This is a genomic window from Congregibacter sp., assembly GCF_965660375.1.
Taxonomy (GTDB): domain Bacteria; phylum Pseudomonadota; class Gammaproteobacteria; order Pseudomonadales; family Halieaceae; genus Congregibacter.
In genome coordinates this window covers 18,205-38,828 of sequence record NZ_CBFHZO010000084.1, presented here as the reverse complement: position 1 = coordinate 38,828, position 20,624 = coordinate 18,205, and the positions used below count along the sequence as shown (strand labels likewise).

Annotated in this window: 19 protein-coding genes; 14 read left to right on the top strand and 5 right to left on the bottom strand. The window is 58.7% G+C overall.

Annotated features, from left to right (window positions below; translation table 11 throughout):
* Positions 1 to 65: 65 nt before the first annotated feature.
* From ACTG3T_RS07550 to ACTG3T_RS07525, 6 genes are all read left to right on the top strand, one after another.
* A complete protein-coding gene (locus ACTG3T_RS07550; protein WP_439101651.1) occupies positions 66 to 1,037 on the top strand; it encodes an NAD(P)H-dependent flavin oxidoreductase in 972 nt (323 codons plus the stop codon).
* Positions 1,038 to 1,076: 39 nt separating this feature from the next.
* On the top strand, positions 1,077 to 1,985 hold the full coding sequence (locus ACTG3T_RS07545; RefSeq protein WP_439101650.1) for an AEC family transporter: 909 nt from the start codon (positions 1,077 to 1,079) through the stop codon (positions 1,983 to 1,985).
* 94 nt (positions 1,986 to 2,079) lie between these two features.
* Positions 2,080 to 2,769 (top strand): SDR family oxidoreductase, encoded by a 690-nt coding sequence (locus ACTG3T_RS07540; RefSeq protein ID WP_439101649.1) that lies wholly within the window; start codon positions 2,080 to 2,082, stop codon positions 2,767 to 2,769.
* 78 nt (positions 2,770 to 2,847) lie between these two features.
* Positions 2,848 to 3,243, top strand: coding sequence for an MAPEG family protein (locus ACTG3T_RS07535; RefSeq protein WP_439101648.1), 396 nt, complete (start codon positions 2,848 to 2,850; stop codon positions 3,241 to 3,243).
* A gap of 22 nt (positions 3,244 to 3,265) precedes the next feature.
* Entirely contained in the window at positions 3,266 to 3,547 is a 282-nt protein-coding gene (locus ACTG3T_RS07530; RefSeq protein WP_439101647.1) for a TM2 domain-containing protein, read from the top strand.
* A gap of 108 nt (positions 3,548 to 3,655) precedes the next feature.
* The gene (locus tag ACTG3T_RS07525; protein ID WP_439101646.1) at positions 3,656 to 4,570 is read left to right on the top strand and encodes a M14 family metallopeptidase; all 915 of its coding nucleotides are present in this window, start codon (positions 3,656 to 3,658) and stop codon (positions 4,568 to 4,570) included.
* A gap of 44 nt (positions 4,571 to 4,614) precedes the next feature.
* On the opposite strand, the gene ACTG3T_RS07520 is transcribed toward ACTG3T_RS07525, so the two are convergent.
* The 3 genes from ACTG3T_RS07520 to ACTG3T_RS07510 are packed head-to-tail and all read right to left on the bottom strand — an operon-like array spanning position 4,615 to position 7,615.
* Positions 4,615 to 4,905 carry a diacylglycerol kinase gene (locus ACTG3T_RS07520; protein WP_439101660.1) on the bottom strand — a complete coding sequence of 97 codons (291 nt, stop codon included), beginning with the start codon at positions 4,903 to 4,905 and terminating at the stop codon, positions 4,615 to 4,617.
* A 47-nt stretch (positions 4,906 to 4,952) separates the two neighbouring features.
* The gene (locus tag ACTG3T_RS07515) at positions 4,953 to 6,344 is read right to left on the bottom strand and encodes a phosphotransferase family protein (protein WP_439101645.1); all 1,392 of its coding nucleotides are present in this window, start codon (positions 6,342 to 6,344) and stop codon (positions 4,953 to 4,955) included.
* A gap of 5 nt (positions 6,345 to 6,349) precedes the next feature.
* Complete coding sequence (locus tag ACTG3T_RS07510) at positions 6,350 to 7,615, bottom strand: acyl-CoA dehydrogenase family protein (protein ID WP_439101644.1); 1,266 nt, start codon at positions 7,613 to 7,615, stop codon at positions 6,350 to 6,352.
* A gap of 168 nt (positions 7,616 to 7,783) precedes the next feature.
* On the opposite strand from ACTG3T_RS07510, the gene ACTG3T_RS07505 reads away from it, so the two are divergent.
* From ACTG3T_RS07505 to ACTG3T_RS07495, 3 genes are all read left to right on the top strand, one after another.
* Positions 7,784 to 11,080, top strand: a complete 3,297-nt coding sequence (locus tag ACTG3T_RS07505; RefSeq protein WP_439101643.1) for an efflux RND transporter permease subunit — start codon at positions 7,784 to 7,786, stop codon at positions 11,078 to 11,080.
* The gene (locus ACTG3T_RS07500; RefSeq protein ID WP_439101642.1) at positions 11,077 to 12,132 is read left to right on the top strand and encodes an efflux RND transporter periplasmic adaptor subunit; all 1,056 of its coding nucleotides are present in this window, start codon (positions 11,077 to 11,079) and stop codon (positions 12,130 to 12,132) included. Before ACTG3T_RS07505 ends, ACTG3T_RS07500 begins: the two co-directional genes overlap by 4 nt.
* Positions 12,133 to 12,198: 66 nt before the next feature.
* Positions 12,199 to 12,801 carry a hypothetical protein gene (locus ACTG3T_RS07495; protein ID WP_439101641.1) on the top strand — a complete coding sequence of 201 codons (603 nt, stop codon included), beginning with the start codon at positions 12,199 to 12,201 and terminating at the stop codon, positions 12,799 to 12,801.
* On the opposite strand, the gene ACTG3T_RS07490 is transcribed toward ACTG3T_RS07495, so the two are convergent.
* On the bottom strand, positions 12,791 to 13,795 hold the full coding sequence (locus tag ACTG3T_RS07490; protein WP_439101640.1) for an MBL fold metallo-hydrolase: 1,005 nt from the start codon (positions 13,793 to 13,795) through the stop codon (positions 12,791 to 12,793). The genes ACTG3T_RS07495 and ACTG3T_RS07490 overlap by 11 nt on opposite strands.
* 329 nt (positions 13,796 to 14,124) lie before the next feature.
* Between ACTG3T_RS07490 and ACTG3T_RS07485 the strand changes: the two genes are divergently transcribed.
* From ACTG3T_RS07485 to ACTG3T_RS07465, 5 genes are read left to right on the top strand one after another with little or no spacing between them, the layout of a single operon-like run.
* Positions 14,125 to 14,697, top strand: a complete 573-nt coding sequence (locus tag ACTG3T_RS07485) for a thermostable hemolysin (protein ID WP_439101639.1) — start codon at positions 14,125 to 14,127, stop codon at positions 14,695 to 14,697.
* On the top strand, positions 14,694 to 16,229 hold the full coding sequence (locus ACTG3T_RS07480; protein ID WP_439101638.1) for an AMP-binding protein: 1,536 nt from the start codon (positions 14,694 to 14,696) through the stop codon (positions 16,227 to 16,229). The genes ACTG3T_RS07485 and ACTG3T_RS07480 overlap by 4 nt, the downstream gene beginning before the upstream one ends.
* Positions 16,216 to 16,890: a TenA family transcriptional regulator gene (locus ACTG3T_RS07475; RefSeq protein ID WP_439101637.1), complete on the top strand. Its 675-nt coding sequence runs from the start codon at positions 16,216 to 16,218 to the stop codon at positions 16,888 to 16,890. Before ACTG3T_RS07480 ends, ACTG3T_RS07475 begins: the two co-directional genes overlap by 14 nt.
* The gene (locus ACTG3T_RS07470) at positions 16,890 to 17,663 is read left to right on the top strand and encodes an SDR family oxidoreductase (RefSeq protein WP_439101636.1); all 774 of its coding nucleotides are present in this window, start codon (positions 16,890 to 16,892) and stop codon (positions 17,661 to 17,663) included. Before ACTG3T_RS07475 ends, ACTG3T_RS07470 begins: the two co-directional genes overlap by 1 nt.
* Positions 17,656 to 18,279 (top strand): tetratricopeptide repeat protein, encoded by a 624-nt coding sequence (locus tag ACTG3T_RS07465; protein ID WP_439101635.1) that lies wholly within the window; start codon positions 17,656 to 17,658, stop codon positions 18,277 to 18,279. The genes ACTG3T_RS07470 and ACTG3T_RS07465 overlap by 8 nt, the downstream gene beginning before the upstream one ends.
* Before the next feature lie 42 nt (positions 18,280 to 18,321).
* Here the strand turns inward: ACTG3T_RS07465 and ACTG3T_RS07460 are convergent, their stop codons facing one another.
* Positions 18,322 to 20,514: a TonB-dependent receptor plug domain-containing protein gene (locus tag ACTG3T_RS07460; protein WP_439101634.1), complete on the bottom strand. Its 2,193-nt coding sequence runs from the start codon at positions 20,512 to 20,514 to the stop codon at positions 18,322 to 18,324.
* Between the last annotated feature and the right edge of the window lie 110 nt (positions 20,515 to 20,624).

Genomic DNA, 20,624 nt, shown 5'->3' with positions numbered 1-20,624 from the left:
GCCCCCATTCCAACTCCACCAAAACACTCTTCATAACATCAGCTACCTTTTGAGGGACACCGGCCATGAAAACGCGCATTACTGACATGTTTGGGATTGAGCATCCGATTATCCAGGGCGGCATGCACTATGTCGGCTTTGCTGAACTGGCCGCTGCCGTATCCAACGCGGGGGGCCTGGGGATTATCACCGGGCTCACGCAAAAAACGCCGGAAGACCTGGCCAATGAAATCGCCCGCTGCAAAGAGATGACGGACAAGCCCTTTGGCGTAAACGTCACCTTTTTGCCAGTCGTGAATGCGCCGGACTACCCGGGCATCATCAAAGTCATCATCGACGGTGGCGTGAAGGTGGTTGAGACTGCGGGCAACAACCCCGCCGAGTATTTGCCCGCGCTCAAAGAAGCGGGTGTCAAGGTGATTCACAAGTGCACCGCGGTGCGCCACGCCCTCAAAGCTCAAAAGATCGGTTGCGATGCGGTGTCGGTGGATGGCTTCGAGTGCGGCGGCCACCCCGGGGAAGACGATATCCCCAATATGATTCTTCTGCCCCGGGCCGCCGATGAACTGGAGATTCCCTTTGTCTCCTCCGGTGGCATGGCGGACGCTCGCTCCCTCGTCGCCTCGCTGGCCATGGGTGCCGAGGGTATGAACATGGGCACGCGCTTCCTGGCCACGAAGGAGGCGCCGGTGCACGAGAACGTCAAGCAGGCGATCCTTCAAGCCACGGAGCTGGACACGCGACTGGTGATGCGTCCGCTGCGCAACACCGAGCGAGTGCTCAACAACCCCGCCGTTGAGAAAATTCTTGCCACGGAACAAGCCAAAGGCAAGGATCTGGCGTTTGGTGACATCGCCGGAGAAGTAGCGGGAGTCTACCCGCGGGTCATGATGGAGGGTGATGTGGAATGCGGCGCCTGGTCCTGTGGCATGGTCGCCGGCCTGATCAACGACATCCCCAGCTGCGAGGAGCTCATCAGCCGGATTATGACCGACGCCGAGGAGATGATCCGCCAGCGACTGAGCGGCATGCTGTAGGCTGAGCATTCCGTCGCCCCGTTCAGCGCCTGAGGCATCATGAGCGTCTCCAGCGGCTCCTTCTTTGATCTTGCGACCTTTGCCCGCATTGCGGGCATTTTGTTCCCCATTGTCGCCATCGTCATCGCCGGCTTCTGGTATGGCCGCAAACACAATCCCGAAATGTCGGTGGCCAATCGCCTGAACATGGATGTATTTGTACCGGCGCTTATTCTCGGCGCAATGATGAGCAAGAGCTTTGACCCGGCGCGCTACGCAGGCCTTGCCGCCGGCGCGGCACTCATTGTTCTGTGTAGCGGACTCCTGGCCCGCCCCCTCGCCAAAGCGCTGAACATCGACTGGCGGACCTTCGTACCACCGATGATGTTCAATAACTCGGCGAACATCGGGATTCCGCTGGCGGTGCTGGCCTGGGGGGAAGACGCCCTGGCCGCGGCGGTGATTCTTTACAGCGTCTCCAACGTTTTACATTTTTCCGTGGGCCTGCACATGCTCGATCGGGATGCGCAACTCAAAACCCTGTGGCGCAACCCCACACTGCTGGCGGTATTTGCGGGCCTGAGCATTTCACTGATGCGCATCCCCGTATGGCCACCGCTGGTCGAGGCTCTGCAGCTCATGGGCAACGTGGCTGTACCGCTGCTGCTTTTTGCTCTTGGCGTGCGCATGCGCGAGGTCCGTTTTGATGCGCTTACCGCGCCGCTCCTGGGCGCTTTTCTGAAGCCTGCCTTTGGCATGCTGCTGGCCTGGGGCTTTGCGCTATTACTCGGACTCAATGAACGGGACACCGCAATGCTCATTATTTTTGGCGCCCTCCCCCCCGCGGTCATGAACTTTCTGTTTGCCGAGCGCTACGCGCAGGACCCTCAGCGCGTCGCAGCCATTGTGCTCATTGGTAATCTGGCATCGCTGATTATTCTTCCCGTGGCGTTGGGGATCGTATTGTGATCCAGGGCATCACGCCGGGGCCTTACACTGACCCTTGCCCTTCCCGGTGAACTACTAGAGGGTTCGTGCTCGTCTTCAGCCAAGGGGTTTTCTTATGCCGACAGTACTCATAACCGGTGTAAACCGCGGTCTGGGTCTGGAGTTTATCCGCCAGTACGCCGCCGCGGGATGGACGGTGCTGGGCACCTGTCGCGATCCAGACAGCGCCGGGGAAGCGAGAGAACTCGCCGCCGCTGCGCCCAATGTCACTTTATACAAACTCGATGTCGGCGATGCCGGGGCGATCGCCGCGCTTGCCGACACGCTCAGAGGCGTTGCCATCGATGTATTGATACTGAATGCCGGCATCATGGCGGAACGAACAGGCCTGGGAACCTTCAAGGCCGAGGACTTCCGGCACGTCATGAATATCAATGTGGTTGCACCCGCCCTGTTTATTCAGGCCTTTGCCGATCACGTGGCCGCCAGCGAGCGCAAAATCATTGTCGGCATGGGCAGCACCCTGGGCAGCATTGCCGGCAATAACAGCGGCGGACTCTACAGCTACCGAAGCTCCAAGGCCGGGCTCCACGCCATCATGAAAACCGCCAGCATTGATCTGAAGGACCGGGGCGTGATCGCCATCGCCATGCACCCGGGCTGGGTTGTCACTGACATGGGGGGCAATAGCGCCGATATTCAAACAGAGGAATCCATCGCCGGCATGATGGCAGTGATTGATACCTTGGGCCCCGACCACAGCGGCCGGCTTTTGACTTACGCAGGTGAAGAACTGCCCTGGTAGCGCCGGGCGGCACTCACCCACAGGCTCCAACTAACACGTTCCGAAGCTAGCTACCCCACCAGACCATGGAGAACCGACATGACCCCGTTATTGAGTATTGTTGTTTACACCACCCTGCTGACCTTCCTGGCAATTATGCTGGGGGCTTTTCTGCGTAATCGCGAATGGACGCCCGAGGGACTCAAAGCGGGCCTGAGTAACCGCGATGACCTACCCGAAGCGACGCCCCTCGGCGGCCGGGCCGAACGGGCGGCAAACAACACCATCGAAGCGCTTGTTTTGTTTGTACCCCTGGCGCTCACGGCTCAGGTCGCCGGCAGCGCCGATACGGTCACGCTGGGAGCCACCGTTTTCTTTTGGGCCCGCGTGGTCTATTTGCCCGTCTATCTCGTGGGAATTCCCGTTGTACGCAGTCTGGTGTGGGGTGTGGGCGTGGCAGGACTGGCCATGATGGTGATGGCCCTGCTGGGTTAAAGGCAGGCCCGCCGCAACACCGATGGAGGCGCCAGAGCCGCGCCGGGATGCCGATTTCTCCCGCGCGGTACTCGAAGACCTCTATTACTATCCAAAAAAGCGCAAAGGAGTCGCCTGGACGCTGTGGGCCTTAACAGGGCTCTTCGGTGGGCATCGCTTTTGTCTAGGTAGACCGGCAACGGCCCTGGCATTCATGCCGCCCAGTCGCGGCATGTGCTTTTGGAGCGGCGCGATCGCACGGTGTGGATTCTCACGTGCATTACCCTCGCCGCCATCTATCTTGGCGCAACGATCTGAGGTTTGACGATGGAGCTTGCTGTGGTTTGGGCTCGCACCACTGGCGATCACCACGAACTGGACATACCCCACTCATGCGGTATGGTGCGCCCCACATCACAGCTGGGAACGATAAATGAGCGACTCCGACCAGTACGCCATTGGCGACGCCAGAGTACCCTGGGGCGTCGCGGAAAAAGCCGCCTGGCGCGCCGTGCAGGTAAAACAGCGCTCCTACACTGAACAGGTGGAGCTGCGCATACAGGCCCTGATCGAAGACTATGACCTGGCGCAGTACGGCCGGCTGTACTATGACAGCGATGAGTACGCACTCCACGTCCTGGCCTCCAAAAACTGGAATCCCGAACTACCCAATATACTGGTGACCGGTGGTGTTCACGGCTACGAAACCAGCGGCGTTATGGGAGCCCTGAGCTTCCTGGAAACGGCCTGCGAGGCTTATAAGGGTGCTTTTAACTTTCTGGTGATGCCCTGCATCAGTCCCTGGGCCTTTGAAACTATCAACCGCTGGAATCCCCTGGCTATGGACCCCAACCGTTCCTTTGTCGCCGACAGTCCAGCGCCGGAGAGCGCAGCGGCGATGGACTATCTCTCCCGCCGTGGCCTGGATTTTTTGGCGCACTTTGACTTGCACGAAACCACGGATACCGATAACTCAGAGTTCCGACCTGCCCTCGCGGCGCGGGACGCCAAGCCCCAGGATCACTGGGACATCCCCGACGGCTTTTACGGCGTGGCTGACAGCTCCCGACCCGCACCTGAATTCCAGCGTGCCATCATTGAGTCCGTCGCCAAAGTCACGCACATCGCGCCTTCCATTGACGGACGAATCATCGGCGAGACCCTCCAGCAGGAAGGGGTAATCTGCTACGACGGTAAAGGGCTGGGACTTTGTATGGGGATTACCGATGCGCCCTACGTCACAACCACCGAGGTGTATCCCGATAGTCCTCTGGTAACGGATGACGACTGCACTGCCGCACAGGTGGCGGCAGTGACGGGCGGACTGGAGTACCTTCTCAGCGTTTAGCTCAGCATTTAGACCGGTGCATGATTCGCGCTGCATCCAGACGATCAAGAAAATCGGCGAAACAGCGCCTCTCCATACACCAACGCCAAAAAACTCAAGACCACAAAGACTGAGGCAGACCCCATGTCCTTGGCTCTGCCGACCAGTGGATTGTCTTCACGGGTGGCGGCGTCGGCCACCGCTTCAATCGCGGAGTTCACAAGCTCGGTGAGCAGCAGCAATAGCAGACTCAACATCATCAGTAACAGGTGATTCGTTGAGCTTGACAGAAAAAAGGCGGACGGCAGGAGAAGGAACACCAAAAACAGTTCCTGGCGAAACGCGGACTCGTGAATTAATGCACTGCATGAGTTGCCGATTCAGTGCAAAATTTTGCCGCCGGTCAATGCAGGGCGGGGTAGCGCGGTTGATCAATTGCCAGCTGACCCGCTACCGTCTGACGCAGGTGATCGGCCAAGCCTACCGTATCGAGCGGCATATCTTCTCTCAAACGATGAACCAGCTCCCAACGCAAAGCGTCTAGCTTGTCCTGACGCCCAAGAAGCACCTCCAGCCGGCTCTGTTCTTCTGTCGCTAACGAGTTTCCGTACTGCAATTCCCGCTGGGCAATACCCAGGGAGTTTGCCGCCACTTTGGCAAGAAACCCGTTGCGGCCCGGCAACTGCGTGGCAACCTCATCCTTCAAAAATGTGGCCACCCCCGACAGCAACTCGGCGGGCATGGGAAGCTGAGTGCCCTCGGCGATGGTTGCCGCGCTGTCCGGCAGATCGAAATCGCCGGGTATTAAAAGATTCACGCAATCCATCTGTGCCTCGGAAGAGCGCCTGCCTATCACGGGGCGCTCAAGGCTCGGCGTTTCCCCCGTGCGCCAGGCATGGGCCATTTGCAAGGTCGCCATGGCCCACCAGAACGAGCCGAAAACCTGCCAGTACTTGATCTCGTCCAGAGACACATCAACGCCACTGGTCTCGCGGTACCCTGTCCGCAGATCCTCAAGGCGTCCAAAACCGCCCACGGCCAACGCGTCGTTACCGAAGCGCCAGGAATTCACGCAAAGCCAGCCTAGGTCGCGGACGGGATCACCGATCTGGGCCAACTCCCAATCGAGCACAGCGTTGATTCCCTCGGGGTTGACCATGAGGTTGCCATTGCGAAAGTCCCCATGAACCAGCGTTGTGCGCCATTGTTCAGGCGCATGGTCCAGAAGCCAGCGGTAGCAGTAGTCGATCATGGGCACCGGCACCTGCAAATCGCGGTAGGTGGCCCAGGTCTCTTTCACCAGCTCCGGGGGACTGACCCGGGGAAGCTCCTCGGCCAGGGGCGTGGACTCCCAGTCCAGAGCGTGGATTCGGCCGAGGATCTGACCGCATTCCCTGGCAAGCTTCGGGCGGACATTCTCCAGCTCCTCAGATCTGACAATGCGCTGCCCCAGGGTCTCGCCGCTGAGCCAATCCATAATAAAACCACTGCCAAGACCATCGTCGGCCTGCAGAACGTAATGCACCGTTGGGCCGGGAATGCCTGCAGCGCCGGTCAACCGAAAAAGCCGCGCTTCGGTCTCCAGGGTGATCGTGCCCACACCCGATTGCGGTTCCAATGCCGGCGGTGAACGCCGAAGCGCATAGAGCTTCTCTCCCGATGCGTCCTCAACCCTGAGGCGATAGGTTTCCTGACTCGCACCCGCCGTGAGCTGCTCGCAGGCAATGAGACCACGGCAACCCGAAAGCTCCCGCTTGAGCACCCGCTCCAATGCCGCATTAAATTCCTGCGCCATGGCTGTTACTCAACGCCCTTGGGTTTCTTCTGATTCATAAAGCCGAAAAGGTACCCCGCTGCGCGTCGGATCTGAATTTCGTCGGCGCCTTCGGTAATGCGATAACGCCGGTGATGCCGGTAAATGTGTTCGAAGGGTTTATAGCGGGAATACCCCATACCGCCGTGGACCTGCATGGCAAAGTCCGCCGCTTCGCAGCAGAGTCGGTTTGCCTGGTAGTTGCACATGGACACCTTGTCCGAGACCGAGAATGCGCCGTCCCGATCCATGAGCCAGGCGGTCTTGTGGATGAGCGCGCGGAGCATTTCGCAGCGGGCATTGAGCTCCACCAGCGGAAACTGAATAGCCTGATTGCCAGCCAGCGCTTTACCAAAAGGCTTTCTTTGCTTTGCATGCTCCACCGCCTCGTTCACGCAGTACTGGGCCGCCCCCAGGCTAGACGCTGCCTGACGAATGCGGTTTTCGTTAAAGAAGTGCTGGATCACCATGAGGCCCTTACCCTCACCGCCAAAAATCGCGCTGTGAGGCACGCGGACGTCGGTGAAGGAGACCCGGGCGTGATCCGATGGCATATTGAAGGTCCAAAGGTATTCCTCGACCCTGACCCCGGGCGTCTGCATGGGCACGAGGAACGCGGTGATTCCTCTGGCCTCCCCCGGCTGCCCGGAGGTGCGCGCCATGACCATGTCCGCATCCGCAATGTGCACACCGGTGTTCCAGGTCTTCTCACCATTGATAATCCAGTGATCGCCATCGCGCACCGCGGCAGTCTCCATATGCGTCGCGTCCGACCCGTGCTCCGGCTCGGTAATACCAAAGGCAAAACCCTGGCGCGCTGATGCCATACCTTCGAGCCACTGGGCTTTTTGTTCTTCGGTGCCGTAGTTGAGCATGAGCAAAAGCGCGATATTATTCCCCACGATGGAGTGCTCGTTCTGCAGATCGTTATGCAATCCCAGACCCTTGGCGGCCAGGTGCTCGCGGATAAGCGCCATGCCCAGATTGCCGCCATCGCGTCCGCCGAACTCTTTGGGGAATGGGTAGTTGAATATGCCCGCTTCGATGGCCAGATCCTTGGCCTTGCGGAGCAGTGCTTCCCACTCTTCGTTGGGCAGGCCATCGCGCTCCCAGTCGGTTCGCGCGTCTTCACGACGATGATCAAAAAAACGGATATTGTCGTCGCTGTTTTCCAGCGGCTTGATTTTGTCGTCAATAAATTGGTCGACTTCCCTGAGGAATTTGACGACATCGGTAGGCATTTCAAAGTTCATGAGGAAGTCCAGAGCATTTTGCGACAGCGCATTTTATTACAATATGCGCGACGGTGATTGCAGCGAAAGACCGGGACGCGTTGACCTGCATCAAGACTGTTTTCACCCGATTTGTGATCTACTTAAACTTCCGGAGCGATCGCTCCGTTTCAGGGGACAATAAGATTCGTGTTTGATCGCATCATGGCCATGACGCTTCGAGGCTCTTTTCCGGCAGCCCTGTTTTTGCTCGGCCTGTTTGCCGGGGTAATAGCACTGACATTCACCCCTCGGGAAGAAGAGCCGCAGATTGTAGTCCCGATGATAGACGTGCTCGTTTCTGCGCCGGGGCTTTCGGCACGACAGACGGAGCGGCAGGTCACCATTCCCCTGGAAAAACTCCTGGCGCAGATACCGGGTGTAGAACATCTGTATTCCAGCACCGACGCGGGAAAAACCGCAGTTACCCTGCGCTTTTATGTGGGTGAGGATCGCGAAGACTCCCTCCTGAACACCTATAACAAGCTCTATGCGAACCAGGACCAGATTCCGGCTGTGGTCACCCAGTGGCTGCTCAAGCCGGTGGAAGTGGACGATGTGCCTATTCTGGTGCTCGGACTCTGGAGCCATGACGAGGCTCTTTACAGCGATTTTGAACTTCGGCGGATGGCCGACGAAATCTCTACGGCGATACAGGCGATTCCCCAGACCAGTGAAGTCAATGTAATCGGTGGACGACCCCGCACCCTGCGGATTTTGCTGGACCCGGAGAGCCTGGCGGCGCGCCATACGACAGCGGCCGACATCGTGTCTGCCATGCAGGTTTCCAATGTGCTGCAGCAGGCAGGCACCTGGACCGTCGGAGATACCGCTATTACGCTGGAAGCGGGCGATGTACTGCGGGTTCCTTCCCAGCTGGCAGAGCTGGTGGTGAATGTCATCGATGGCGCCCCGGTCTACCTGCAGGATGTGGCCACCATTATCGATGGCCCCGCCGAACCCGACAGCTACACCTGGCTGGGATTCTCTGACGCGGGCGTTGATGAGAACCAGTATCCCATGGTCGCCATCTCGGTCGCCAAGCAACGCGGCGCCAATGCCGTGACGCTGGCGGATGACACCCTGAATCTCATCGAAGACCTCCGTGAAAATCTCTTACCCCGGGAGGTCGACGTCGCAGTACTCCGGGACTATGGCGAAACAGCCGATGCCAAAGTGAACAACCTCGCAAGCTCCCTGGGTTTCGCTATTGTCACCGTTGTGGTGTTTATTGCCCTGTTTCTGGGCTGGCGGCCGGCACTGATTGTCGGCCTGGCGGTACCCGTTTGCTACGGCATCACCCTGGCTCTCGATATGCTCATGGGCTATACCATCAACCGTGTCACCCTGTTTGCTCTGATACTGTCCCTGGGACTCCTCGTGGACGATCCCATAACCGGGGTAGACAATATCGCGCGGTACATGAAGCGCCAGCAAATGTCCCTGACAGAGCGCGTGGTTGCGGCCATGCACGAGATTCGCACCCCTCTGATTCTGTCGACGCTGACCATCGTGCTTGCCTTCCTGCCCCTCGCAGCAATTACCGGAATGATGGGCCCTTATATGGCACCCATGGCGTTCAACGTCCCGGTCAGTGTGATCAGCTCCACGCTGGTGGCTTTCCTGGTGACTCCCTGGCTCGCCAGCCGGCTGCTCAAGGAACCCATCAGTGAGCCCTCGGTCGACAGCAACAAGGTCACGGCTTACGCCCGCCTGATCAGTCCATTCCTGGACACCCGCGCCCACGCCCATCGCCTGTTGTGGGTTGTGGGGTTCCTGTTTGTATTCGCCGCCCTCCTGCCGGCCCTGAGATGGGTGCCCCTGAAGCTGCTTCCCTTTGATAACAAAAATGAAGTGCAGGTACTCATTGACATGCCGGAGTCTGCAAGTCTCGAACGCACCGCCGCGCATACGCGCAGCGTGGCCGATGCGGCCCTGCGAATTCCCGAAGTTGATTTGGTGGCCGCATTTATCGGCGAGCCATCCCCCATCGACTTCAACGGCATGGTGCGCCGCTACTACCAGCGTAAGGGCCCCCACCTCGCAGAGTTACGACTGGTCCTCAAGGACAAACTTGATCGCGAGCACCAGTCCCATGCGGTTGTCCTGCGCCTCCGGGAACTGCTGGGCCCCCTGCAAACAGAGGGCGTAAAAATTAAAGTGGTGGAAGTCCCTCCCGGACCGCCGGTACTCAGCACCCTGGTGGGCGAGATTTATGGGGAATCCCTGACACCCTATGCCAGCCAGCAGGAGGCCGCCACCGTACTGATGGAGCGACTGTCGCGGGAAGCCCATGTTGTGGAGATCGATGCATCTCTGGAAGCCCCGCAGCCACGCCTTCGCTTTATTACCGACCAGAAAAAAGCGGCACTGTCCGGCGTATCCAACAGCGACATTGCCCAGACCCTCAGCATGGCCAACGATGGCCACGTCGCGGGCTATCTGCAACAGGCCCAGGAACTCAAGCCCCTGCCCATTGAGTTACGCCTGGCACAAAAACAGCGGGCCTCTCAGGTGGACCTGGAGCGCTTACAGGTTCGGGGCCGTGCCGGCGTGGTAAAAACCCGGTCACCCCAGGGACTGGATCTGGCTCCTCAGCCCCTGGTGCCCATGGGAGAATTGGGTGAATTTGTATCAGGCGAGGCGGACACACCGATTTTTCGCAAGAACCTTCGCCCGGTGGTCTACGTGACCGCAGAACTTAACGGCCGCACACCGGGCGCCGTCATCGCCGATCTGGTTGCGGATTACCAGGAACCGCACAGCGAGGTGGTGCGCCCCTGGCAAAGTCGCACGTTTTTTACCAATGGCGGAGGCGACGGCTGGGAGCTCCCCGAGGGCACATCGGTAATCTGGGCCGGTGAGGGCGAGCTGCAGATCACCCTGGATGTATTCAGAGACATGGGGCTGGGTTATCTTTTTGCCCTGCTGGCCATCTTTGTTGTGCTGCGCATCCAGACCTCCTCCACGGCGCTGTCCCTGATCATCATGCTTGCGATCCCCCTCACCATCATCGGAATCATGCCAGGCTTCTGGCTTATGAATCATGTGGGCGAGCGCGTCATCGCCGGCGCGCCGGAACCGGTGCTGTTCACCGCCACGGCCATGATCGGGATGATCGCGCTGGCGGGTATTGTTGTTCGCAACTCTCTGATTCTTGTGGAGTTCATCACCCAGGCCCGCAATGAAGGCATGCCTATTCGGGAAGCCTTACTCCAGGCGGGTTCGGTACGAATGCGCCCGGTGTTACTCACGGCCGGCACAACAATGCTCGGCAACCTGGTGATCACCCTGGACCCTGTGTTCAATGGTCTGGCGCTGGCAATTATCTTCGGCATTGTGGCCTCAACGCTGTTCACACTCATCGTGGTTCCGGTGGTTTATCTCCTTGTATTTGAAGGAACAGAGACCGCTGGCACAGCGAGTGCTATGGAGGATTCAACATGAACGGGAAGCGCACAATCCTATTGTCCCTCGTGGCATTGGGGGGACTACTGCTACTTATTGGCGTGATGGCGGGTATTTTTCGTGATCGCACGGAGCCCGGCCTCCTTGCGCTTAGCCCTGCTGACCAAGGAGATAGCTACACGGTGGCGCTTCGGGAGGTGCCGGCTTTTGAAAGTATCGCTGCGTCTGTGGAAGCGCGGGAGACCACGATCATTGCCGCACGCCTGCTCGCCCGAGTCGAACAAATCACGGTGCGGGCGGGGGACTATGCCGAGGCGGGGCAGTTACTGGTCAATCTCGAAAACGAGGATCTTGAAGCGCAGGTCGGTCAGACAAGCGAAGCTATGAAGTCCGTGCAGGCGCGCCTGATCGAAGCACAACAAAGCCGGGATCGCGCGGTGGAGCTTCATGAACGCAAGCTCATCGCCGATGCCGACCTGGACGCGGCCAACGCGAATGCGGCAGCGCTGGAAGCAGAGCTCGCTGCAGCAAAACAAAGCCTTGAGATCGCGAGAACCTCGTTGTCCTACGCCAAAATTCACTCGCCCATAGACGGTCGCGTTGTGGATCGCTTTGTGGAACCCGGGGATACGGTATCGCCGGGCCAGGACATTCTGTCGCTCTATAATCCCGTTTCTCTGCGTATCGAGGCCTGGGTGCGAGAGTCTCTCGCCCTGACGCTCACCGAAGGGCAGGAAGTTACCGTGGAAATCCCCGCACTCGACAGTCGCGTCGCGGCCCGTATTGAAGAGCTCGTCCCTGCAGCTGACCCCGGTTCCCGAGCATTCAAAATCAAGGCTGCCCTGCCCGCCGCACCGGGACTGCTGCCCGGCATGTATGCCCGCATGCTGGTCGCGGGGCGCTCACAGCAGGTTGTCGTGGCACCACTGGAGCGCATTGCCGAGGTGGGCCAACTCAACATCGCCTGGGTAAACACTGAAGCGGGCCCCGCTCGACGATTTTTGCGTCTGGGGGAGCGGGTGGACGATGAGCACATCATTGTCACCGCCGGACTCTCCCCCGGCGATGAATTGCTGATGCCACCGGGCTGAAAGCACTACCTCCTGGCTTAACTGCCCCGCCTTTGACCTGGATCATCATCCTGTTGAAGTTAATACATGCTCGGTAGAAGCCACGAAATCACCGTCATCAATGAGCGGCGACTGGAAGCCCCCGGTCACGTCATCATCGGCGCCATGCCCTTTGCCTCGTGCTTTGGCCCCGCCTACGAAACCGCATTTGTTATTGATGCGGATCTGCGCAAGCGCAAGATGCGCGACAAGGTTCCCATGACCTATGTCACTTCGGAGCCCTACATCGGCCACCGAGGCTTGGGGGGCGTAGGTGACTCCAAGTCTGTTCTAGAGTCCGAATTGCGTCAGCATCACATTAACTGGATTTGTAACGCCAAGGTCACCAAATGTGAAGCGGGCAAGATGTATATCGACGAGTTTCAACGCAACCCCAAGTGGCAGAACATTTACTCCGCCGGGGTATGTGTGGCAATTCCCCCCATCGAAGTCACACCGGAGACCCGGGCGACCTGGAATGCCCTGTGCCTGGCGGATATGGGGGATACCGGGGCAGCGTTTGTAGCACTCCCGCAAATGCCGCCCAGGAACGTTGCCTGGATCAAGAAAGGCAAGTGGGTACACCTGGCGAAGATCGCCTGCGAAAAGTACATTCTGAAGCTGCTGGGGATTGGCAAACTCAAGGAGTAGCCAACTCCCACTCCCGATACCAGGCGGCAATGGCTCTCTGGGGGTAACGGGGATTGAAGAATCCCCAGTCTGCTGTCGACGGGGGCATTTTGTAGGCCTCTCCCGCTTTCTCGGGCGACCATCCTCGCTCTCGCGCCTGAAGCGCAGCTTTATCGATGCTGGCGATCAATTCCACATAGGGGCCCATGTCCTCCGTCGACACGAGGCCACCATGGCCGGTCACCATCAGGCGGGATTCGCCGGACATCAGCGTCTCCACCGACGGTGCCAGTTTTGAAGGCACCGCATCGACGTAATTGGGAAACAGTCCCCACCAGGCCAGATCACCGCCAAAGGTAATGGGAAGATCATCCACCAGGATGGCGAGGTCGGACGGGGTATGCCCCGACAGCGGCATAATGGTGACGCTACGGCCTCCGAGGTCCATGGCATAGGATTGCGACTCATCCTCGATGACCCGCGTCGGCCCCACAAGTCGCGCGGGTGGCGCAAGAAAGGGCGTGCCCTCCACCGGGCTACCACTGCTGTACTGCGCCACCATCATCGCCCAGGTGCTCGCGGTCATGTAGATTTCGGGGCCGGTAGCGCCGTCCTGAAAACCTGCCAGGCCACCGGTGTGGTCTAAATGAAGATGGGTGCAAATCACGTCACTCACTGGCCTGCCGAACAGCCTTTTGGCCTGCTCATTCACCCAGGCCGCACCCTCGGGCTGATAATAGCCATCGATAGAGAGGATCCGTTCATCGCCGACGACGAGACCGCCATTGCACAGAGTCTGGGGTGTCGCAAAGTTTCCTGCGCTATCGAGAGGTGTGGACATCACAGCAAAAATGCCATCACCCACCTCGACGATGCGTGCGAAAGGGCTTTTTGCAACTACCCTGTTTTTGGGAGCGGCGGCCCCTGCGCCGGGAAGCGCGCCGGGCATTGATGCCAATGCGACGGTGGATGCTAACCCGGCTTTTAATAGCGAACGTCGCCTGCGATCGATCATGGGATAGTCCTCGTTAATCGCGAATCTCCACACGCCAGGGCGGAAAACGCCGGTGCTCCCCCGCGCAGTAAAGCTTGATTTGATTACCCGAGGGGTCGTGGTCCGACTGGCACCTTAAACCCAATAGCTCTGCGGCGCTAACCCGGGCGGGAAGGCAGCATAGGCTCGAAATTAAGCTCCGACGCTTTCCGCAAAAAAAGACCGGCGAGCGCGAATGATTTTTCTCCCTCGGCACTCTTACAGCCATGAACGTTGAGGAGCGCGGAATTTTGCAAGCCATTTCCCTTGATACAAACACAACTGAAGCGGTGACGACTCTGGCAAGTTTCATGGGTTCTCGGTACGAAATTGAGGTCGCTTACCCTGGCGACCCTCGCTTCGACGAGGCCTTTGCGTTGAGCGTGGTGGAGTACCAACGCCACTTCGGTTGTCACCTGGAGAACCCCTACCCTGCCTATTTCTGCCTGACCCGGCGCGGCCGCTTGTTGGCTGTCTGCGGGTTTCGCAGCGGCGACAGCCCCCTGTTTTTTCTTGAGCAATATCTGGATGTTCCCGCCCAGGATCTGATTACCCAACGCTCTGCCGGGGTTGTGCATCGCACTCAGCTGGCAGAACTGGGCGGATTTGCCGTGCGTCGCAGTGCCCTCGCTATTCCCTTTATGGCCATGCTGGCTCCGGCCCTGTTCGACAGGGGGTTTACCCATGCGATCGCCACGGCAACACTGCCGGTCCGCCGCTGCATAGCTCGCATGGGCGTACCAATACAGCGCCTCGCTGATGCCCATGAAAATCAAATCGCGGACGCCGGAACACGCTGGGGCAATTACTACCAGATGCGCCCCGCCGTGGTCGCCGGAAATATCGGGGACGCCATTACACACTTCCGGCAAATTCAGTCATGAAGGAAAATCTGATCCTTGCACGAATTGAAGAACACGCGAGGGTGCGAGGGGAGTCAACCGCCTTGCGCGATGACCGGGGAAGCATTAACTATTCGCAGCTGTTAACTGCAGTAGAGGATTTCTCCAGGGCGCTTTCACACCAGGGGATCAGACGCATTATTCTGGATGCTGAAAACAGTATTTCCTGGGCAATTGCGGATCTGGCCGCCATGTCGGCCGAAGCCACAGTAATACCTCTCCCGGGTTTCTTCTCCAAGGAGCAAGTGACCCACGTGGCCCAGACGACGGCGGCGGATCTGGTCCTCGTTTCGTCGGAGCGGCTCGAGCGCTGGAGCCAGGACGGAGCCTGGACCACGGGGGCAGACGCGCGGGGACTGACACAGCTGACCCCCACGTCCGGGGTGGCAAAGCCTCACGACGGCATACCCCTCGCCAGCAAAATCACCTTTACCTCGGGAAGCAGCGGAAAACCGAAGGGCGTTGTGTTGGACAACGGGAGTATCACCGCCACCAGCACCGCGATTGTGAATGCACTCGCCCCTGTGACGCCACGGGAGCATATTGCTGTGCTCCCCCTCGCGACCCTGCTGGAAAATATCGCGGGGCTTTACGCCCCTCTGATGAACGGTAGCTCAGTCTATCTCCCCGCGGAGTCTCGCATCGGTCTGACCGGCGCCTCCCTGGATACCCAGAAATTTTGTGAGCTTCTCAACGGGTCAGGGGCGGACACCATGATCCTCGTACCGCAACTGCTCACGGCAGTGGTAACACTGATAGAACTGAATCTGCTGGCGCTACCCTCCTTCAGGCTAATCGCCGTAGGAGGAGGCCGGATCTCCCGGACACTCCTAGATCGCGCAACAGCCGTGGGTTTACCCGTCTGCGAGGGCTATGGGCTCTCGGAGTGCTGTTCGGTGCTGACCCTGAATCTGCCGGGACAGCAACGACCGGGCTCCGTGGGCCGCCCCCTGGATCACGCACGGCTTCGCATCAGTGATACCGGAGAAATAGAGGTTCTAAAACCCGTGATGAGCGGGTACCTGGAGGGCAACGTGCTGCACTCTCCGGACACCTGGTATCAGACCGGCGATCTTGGCCATCTCGACAACGACGGCTATCTGCACATCGACGGACGCAGCCGCAACGTGTTCATCACCGCCTACGGACGCAACGTCAACCCCGAATGGCCTGAAGCGGCTCTCCAACAACACGCCGTGGTCGCCCAGGCAATGATGATCGGCGAAGGCAGGGATCACAACCTCGCCCTGCTTTGGCTGCGCTTTCCTCAGTCGGCAGAGGAGGTCCAGGGGCTCGTCCAGAGCGCCAACAGCGAGCTTCCCGACTATGCACAGATCCATAAATGGGTTGTTGTGGAGACAGATCTCGACCCTGCGCTGCAGACCGACAATGGACGGCTAAGACGCCATCGTGCACTGCAACATTACGCCCCATTGATTGACACACACTATGCAAACCATTCAGACAATTTTTTTGATAGCCACAGCGAGAGGACAGACCATGCCGTTTTATGAGGAACTTGTTGACGCGACGTCGACCGAGCGCGACTACTTTCTATCCGCCCCGATCATTTCTGATGTCATGGCGGGCCATTTCAATCTGGACACGTATCTGGCATTCCTCCATCAGGCCTACCACCACGTCCGTCATACCGTGCCTCTCCTTGAGACCGCGCGGAGCAATCTTGGGGCGGATCAACAATGGATGGAGCCGTCACTCACGGCCTATATTGCAGAGGAGTCAGGCCACGAAGCCTGGATACTGGATGACATTGAAGCCTGTGGTGAAAGCCGGAACACCTGGGCAAACCGGCCCCCGGGCTTTCATACGGAGATGATGGTGGCCTACCTTTATGACGTTGCCCAACGGGTCAATCCTGCGGGCATCTTCGGTATGGTTCTGGTACTCGAAGGCACCAGCTCCTCCCTCGCCCCAGCCGTTGCGAAAATCGTGCAGGAACACCTCGACCTCCCCGACACGGCCATGACCTACCTGACGACCCACGGGGAACTGGACCAGACACACATAGCCCATTTCGAAGCAGTAATGAATCGCGTCTCCAGTGAGGAGGATCGCGCCGCTATTATCCACGCCGCGAACAATGTGTACCGTCTCTATGGCAACGTTTATCGCGATATCCCTTCAGGAGCTGCGCTGACAGCCGAGGCTGCCTGATGAGAGTCCTAATCACCGGTGCGTCCGGTGGCATTGGCGCGGCGTTGGCTCGGGCGCTCGCCGCTGAGGGCCACTTCCTGCTCCTCCAGGGTCGTGATGAGGAACGCCTTCGCGCCCTCCAATTCACGCTGCCGGAAAGCCAGTGCCAGATAGCTCTGGCAGATCTGACAGTGGAGGAAGATCGGCAGCGCCTGTGTAACACCGCGATCGCATTCGGCATCGATGTGCTGTGCAACAATGCCGGCATCAATCAGTTTGGCGCTTTTACCAGCACTGATGTCGCGCGCATTGTTGAGGTCAACGTCACGGCAACGATGCAATTGACGCAGGAGCTTCTTCCACAGCTTCTCCAACAATCCCGACCACGACTGATCATCATTGGATCAGCCTTTGGAGCTATCGGCTTCCCCGGTTATACCGCCTATTGCGCCAGCAAATTTGCCTTGCGAGGTTTTGCAGAGTCCCTCTCCCGCGAGTGCGCTGATAGTCCCCTGCGGGTTTATTACCTGTCACCCCGGGCTACAGCAACCACCATGAATAGCTCTCGCGTAAACGCGCTCAATGAATCCCTGGGTACGGCCACAGACACGCCGGAGGTGGTGGCAGAGCGAGTGCTACAGGCCCTTGCGGGGGACGTACGCCGGCGACAAATCGGCGCTGTGGAGGCATTCCAGAGCACCTTGAACGCTATCGCACCGTCCATTGTGGATCGCGCGCTTCGTGGCAAGTTGAACACCATCAAAAAACACTTTAAGGAGATAGAAAATGTCTAGGCTGAAACCGATTGTATTGCTGACCCTCGGTCTGCTGCTTGCGGGCTCCGTGACTGCAGAGACCCTGGAGAATATCCAGAAGCGGTGGGCAGAGGCCAACTATGAAATGGAGGGCGACGCGCAGATAGAAGCACTGGATTCCTTGATACAGACCCTCGACACCGCCCTGGCAACCGACCGCGACAGTTCGGAACTCTTGATATGGGATGGCATTGTCAAAAGCACTCTCGCGGGGAGTAAAGGCGGCTTCGGCGCCCTTTCGCTGGTAAAGGATGCCCGTCGCTCGCTGGAGACCGCCCTGTCCATTAACGCCATGGCCCTCGATGGCAGCGCCTACACAAGCCTCGGAGCACTGTACTACCAAGTCCCCGGTTGGCCTGTTGGCTTTGGCGATGAAGACAAGGCTCGCGAGCTCCTCGAGAAAGCCGTCGAGCTGAATCCCGATGGCATAGACAGCAACTATTTCTACGGCGACTTCCTGGCGCAGGAGAAGGACTTTGACGGCGCAAGGCGAGCACTCGAAAAAGCGCTCATGGCACCCGATCGTCCTGACCGGCCCCTGGCGGATTCGGGACGGCGGAAGGAAATTAATGCGCTCCTGGCTACTTTTCCCTGAGAAACTGCAACAGATTGCTCCCGAATCATCAGAAACGAACCGTCAGAACGCCCAGTACAGATCGAGGACTGCTGTGCGCGGCGAAGCGTAGAAGGGAGCGCGCAGCAGCGTGCTCTTTTCTCCTAGGGAGTAATCAATACCCACAGCGTTTTCACGATTCCCAAGGTTGTTTATGCCGACCTCCAGTCGCAGCTCATTCCCGCCCCAGACCCATCGTCGAATGGCTTTCATATCCAGAGACAGGTAATGGTCAAACCGTTCGCTGTTACGCGGACCGGCCAGCACCCTGTCTCCGCTTAGAAACAACGGTGTAGCCAGCCAGCCCTCGTGAAAACTACCACTCACCGCGAGCTCCCACTCGCCCAAGGTCGTCTGATATCCGGCGTTCCAGGTCTTACCCTGATCCCAACCCCGGGGAATGTACCCACCCCGGATGCCATCATCGGCAGACGAATAGGCGTAATTCAGCCACAGCTGTCCCACGCGCAGAGGCACGGCCAGACTGAGCTCCGCTCCCCGGGCTCGATAGCGGTCTGCCTCAACAAGTACACGATCGGGCTGCAACTCCGGTAACAGCGTAAATGCGTTGCTGAGGTTGTCGTAATAGGGTGTTACCGTCTGCGCGTCTTTTTCATAGACCTCGATTTGCAGATCCGCGCCCAGCACGGGCAGGGTCCAGTCCAGCGCCACAACCACTTGCTGTGCCACCTGCGGCGCTGGAACAAAGAAACTCCTGTCGGCCACAGGTAATTCGTTCAGTGCCTGCGCCTGGCTATAGCGCCCCACTGCCAGGCGTACATCCAGCTCAGGCAGCACTTGATAGAGGATGCCCAGGCGATAAGACAGTTCGCTGTCACCGCGGTCTGTATAGCGCTGTCCGTCCAGGCGCAGGCCCATATCGATATAAAACTGCGATGTCACGCGCTGCTTCCAGCCAAGATAGACAGCAGCGTTATGCACATGCTGTGCACCCCGGTAGAACGCAGGCTCCTCCCGATCGATATTGCTGAGACCGCGAAACGCCGGTGCGATATCCAAGGTTGTCGCGGTATCAAAACTGGCGTCCATATAACGGTAGTCCCATCCCAGGCTGTACTGTGCACCGTCCGTCCCCCACTGGTAATCCTGGTTCGCGAATACCGTGACCAGATTGAGGTCATCGCGCAGGGCGCCGACGACCTTTCCCGGCTGATTAACATCGCCTATGCGGCTGTTTTGCAGATAGCCGACACCAAAAATGCTGTCTATTTGAAGCGCTGCATCCGGCGCACCGCGCAGTGATGCCCAGGCGTAGCCACTCTGGTAACTGCTTTCTGCGCTTTCTCCTTGATCGCCTCCGCCTAAACTTAGATCATCCCCGTACCAGAGCAGATTAGCGCTCCAGGTCGATCCGTCCTTACGCGCTCGCTCATAACGTAAAAAGGCATCGGCAAATTCCGGATGCCCCAGGGTGTCCTCATCCAGAAGATGTCCGGCCTCGGGTCCGCTTCGGCGCACCGTTCCCAGAAATGCATCATCCTCGGACACAGCGCTGTGAAAGTAGGAAAGCTGGTACAGCCCCAGCCCCAGCTCCCGACGGTTTTCCTGCTCTTCGCCGAGAGGCGGCGTGATGGACATGGCGGCGCTGAGGCTGTCGCCAAAATTCATGGGATAAGCGCCGCTATAAAACTCCAGTTCGGCGACCAGGCGCTCATCAAAGGCCGAGTAAAGACTGTTATAACTTTCGTAGTGAAAAGGGTTGTACACGCGCACGCGATCAAACTCGATCAAGGTCTCGTCTTCGCTTCCACCCCGCACACGGGGACGCACAGAAACTCCCACGGATGCGCTGCCGGGCAACTGGTTAACCACACGTAATGCGTCATTGGCCAGTACGGGACGTCGTACCAGCTCGCCACCGCTGAGATAAACACCACCCTCGCTTCGCCGCGTCCATTGATACACGCTGGAATGAACAATAATTTCTTCAAGCACCGGCGCTGCGCGCTCCTCAGGGGGAGCAGACGATGGCTGTAAGGCGGATGAGGGTGGGCTTTGGGGGCGCAGCAGGAAGGTGTCGGCGGACAACTCTTCCAGCACCAGATCAAAATTCTGCAGATAATCCCGCAAGGCGTCCAGGGAAAATACCGCATCTTCATCAATGTCCAACGTCTGGGAGGGTGTGATCACCGAGGACGCATAGATAATATTAATGCCTGCCGCTCGAGCCTTCGCCAGATAGGCAGAAAGATCCATTGTTTCTGTAGCGCCGGCGGGCACGGCAACAAGCAGGAGAATAAGCGCGCGGCAGCCGTGGCTGGCCAGCCAGCGATATAGTGGAACAGGAAGCAAGAGTAGGTGAAGTG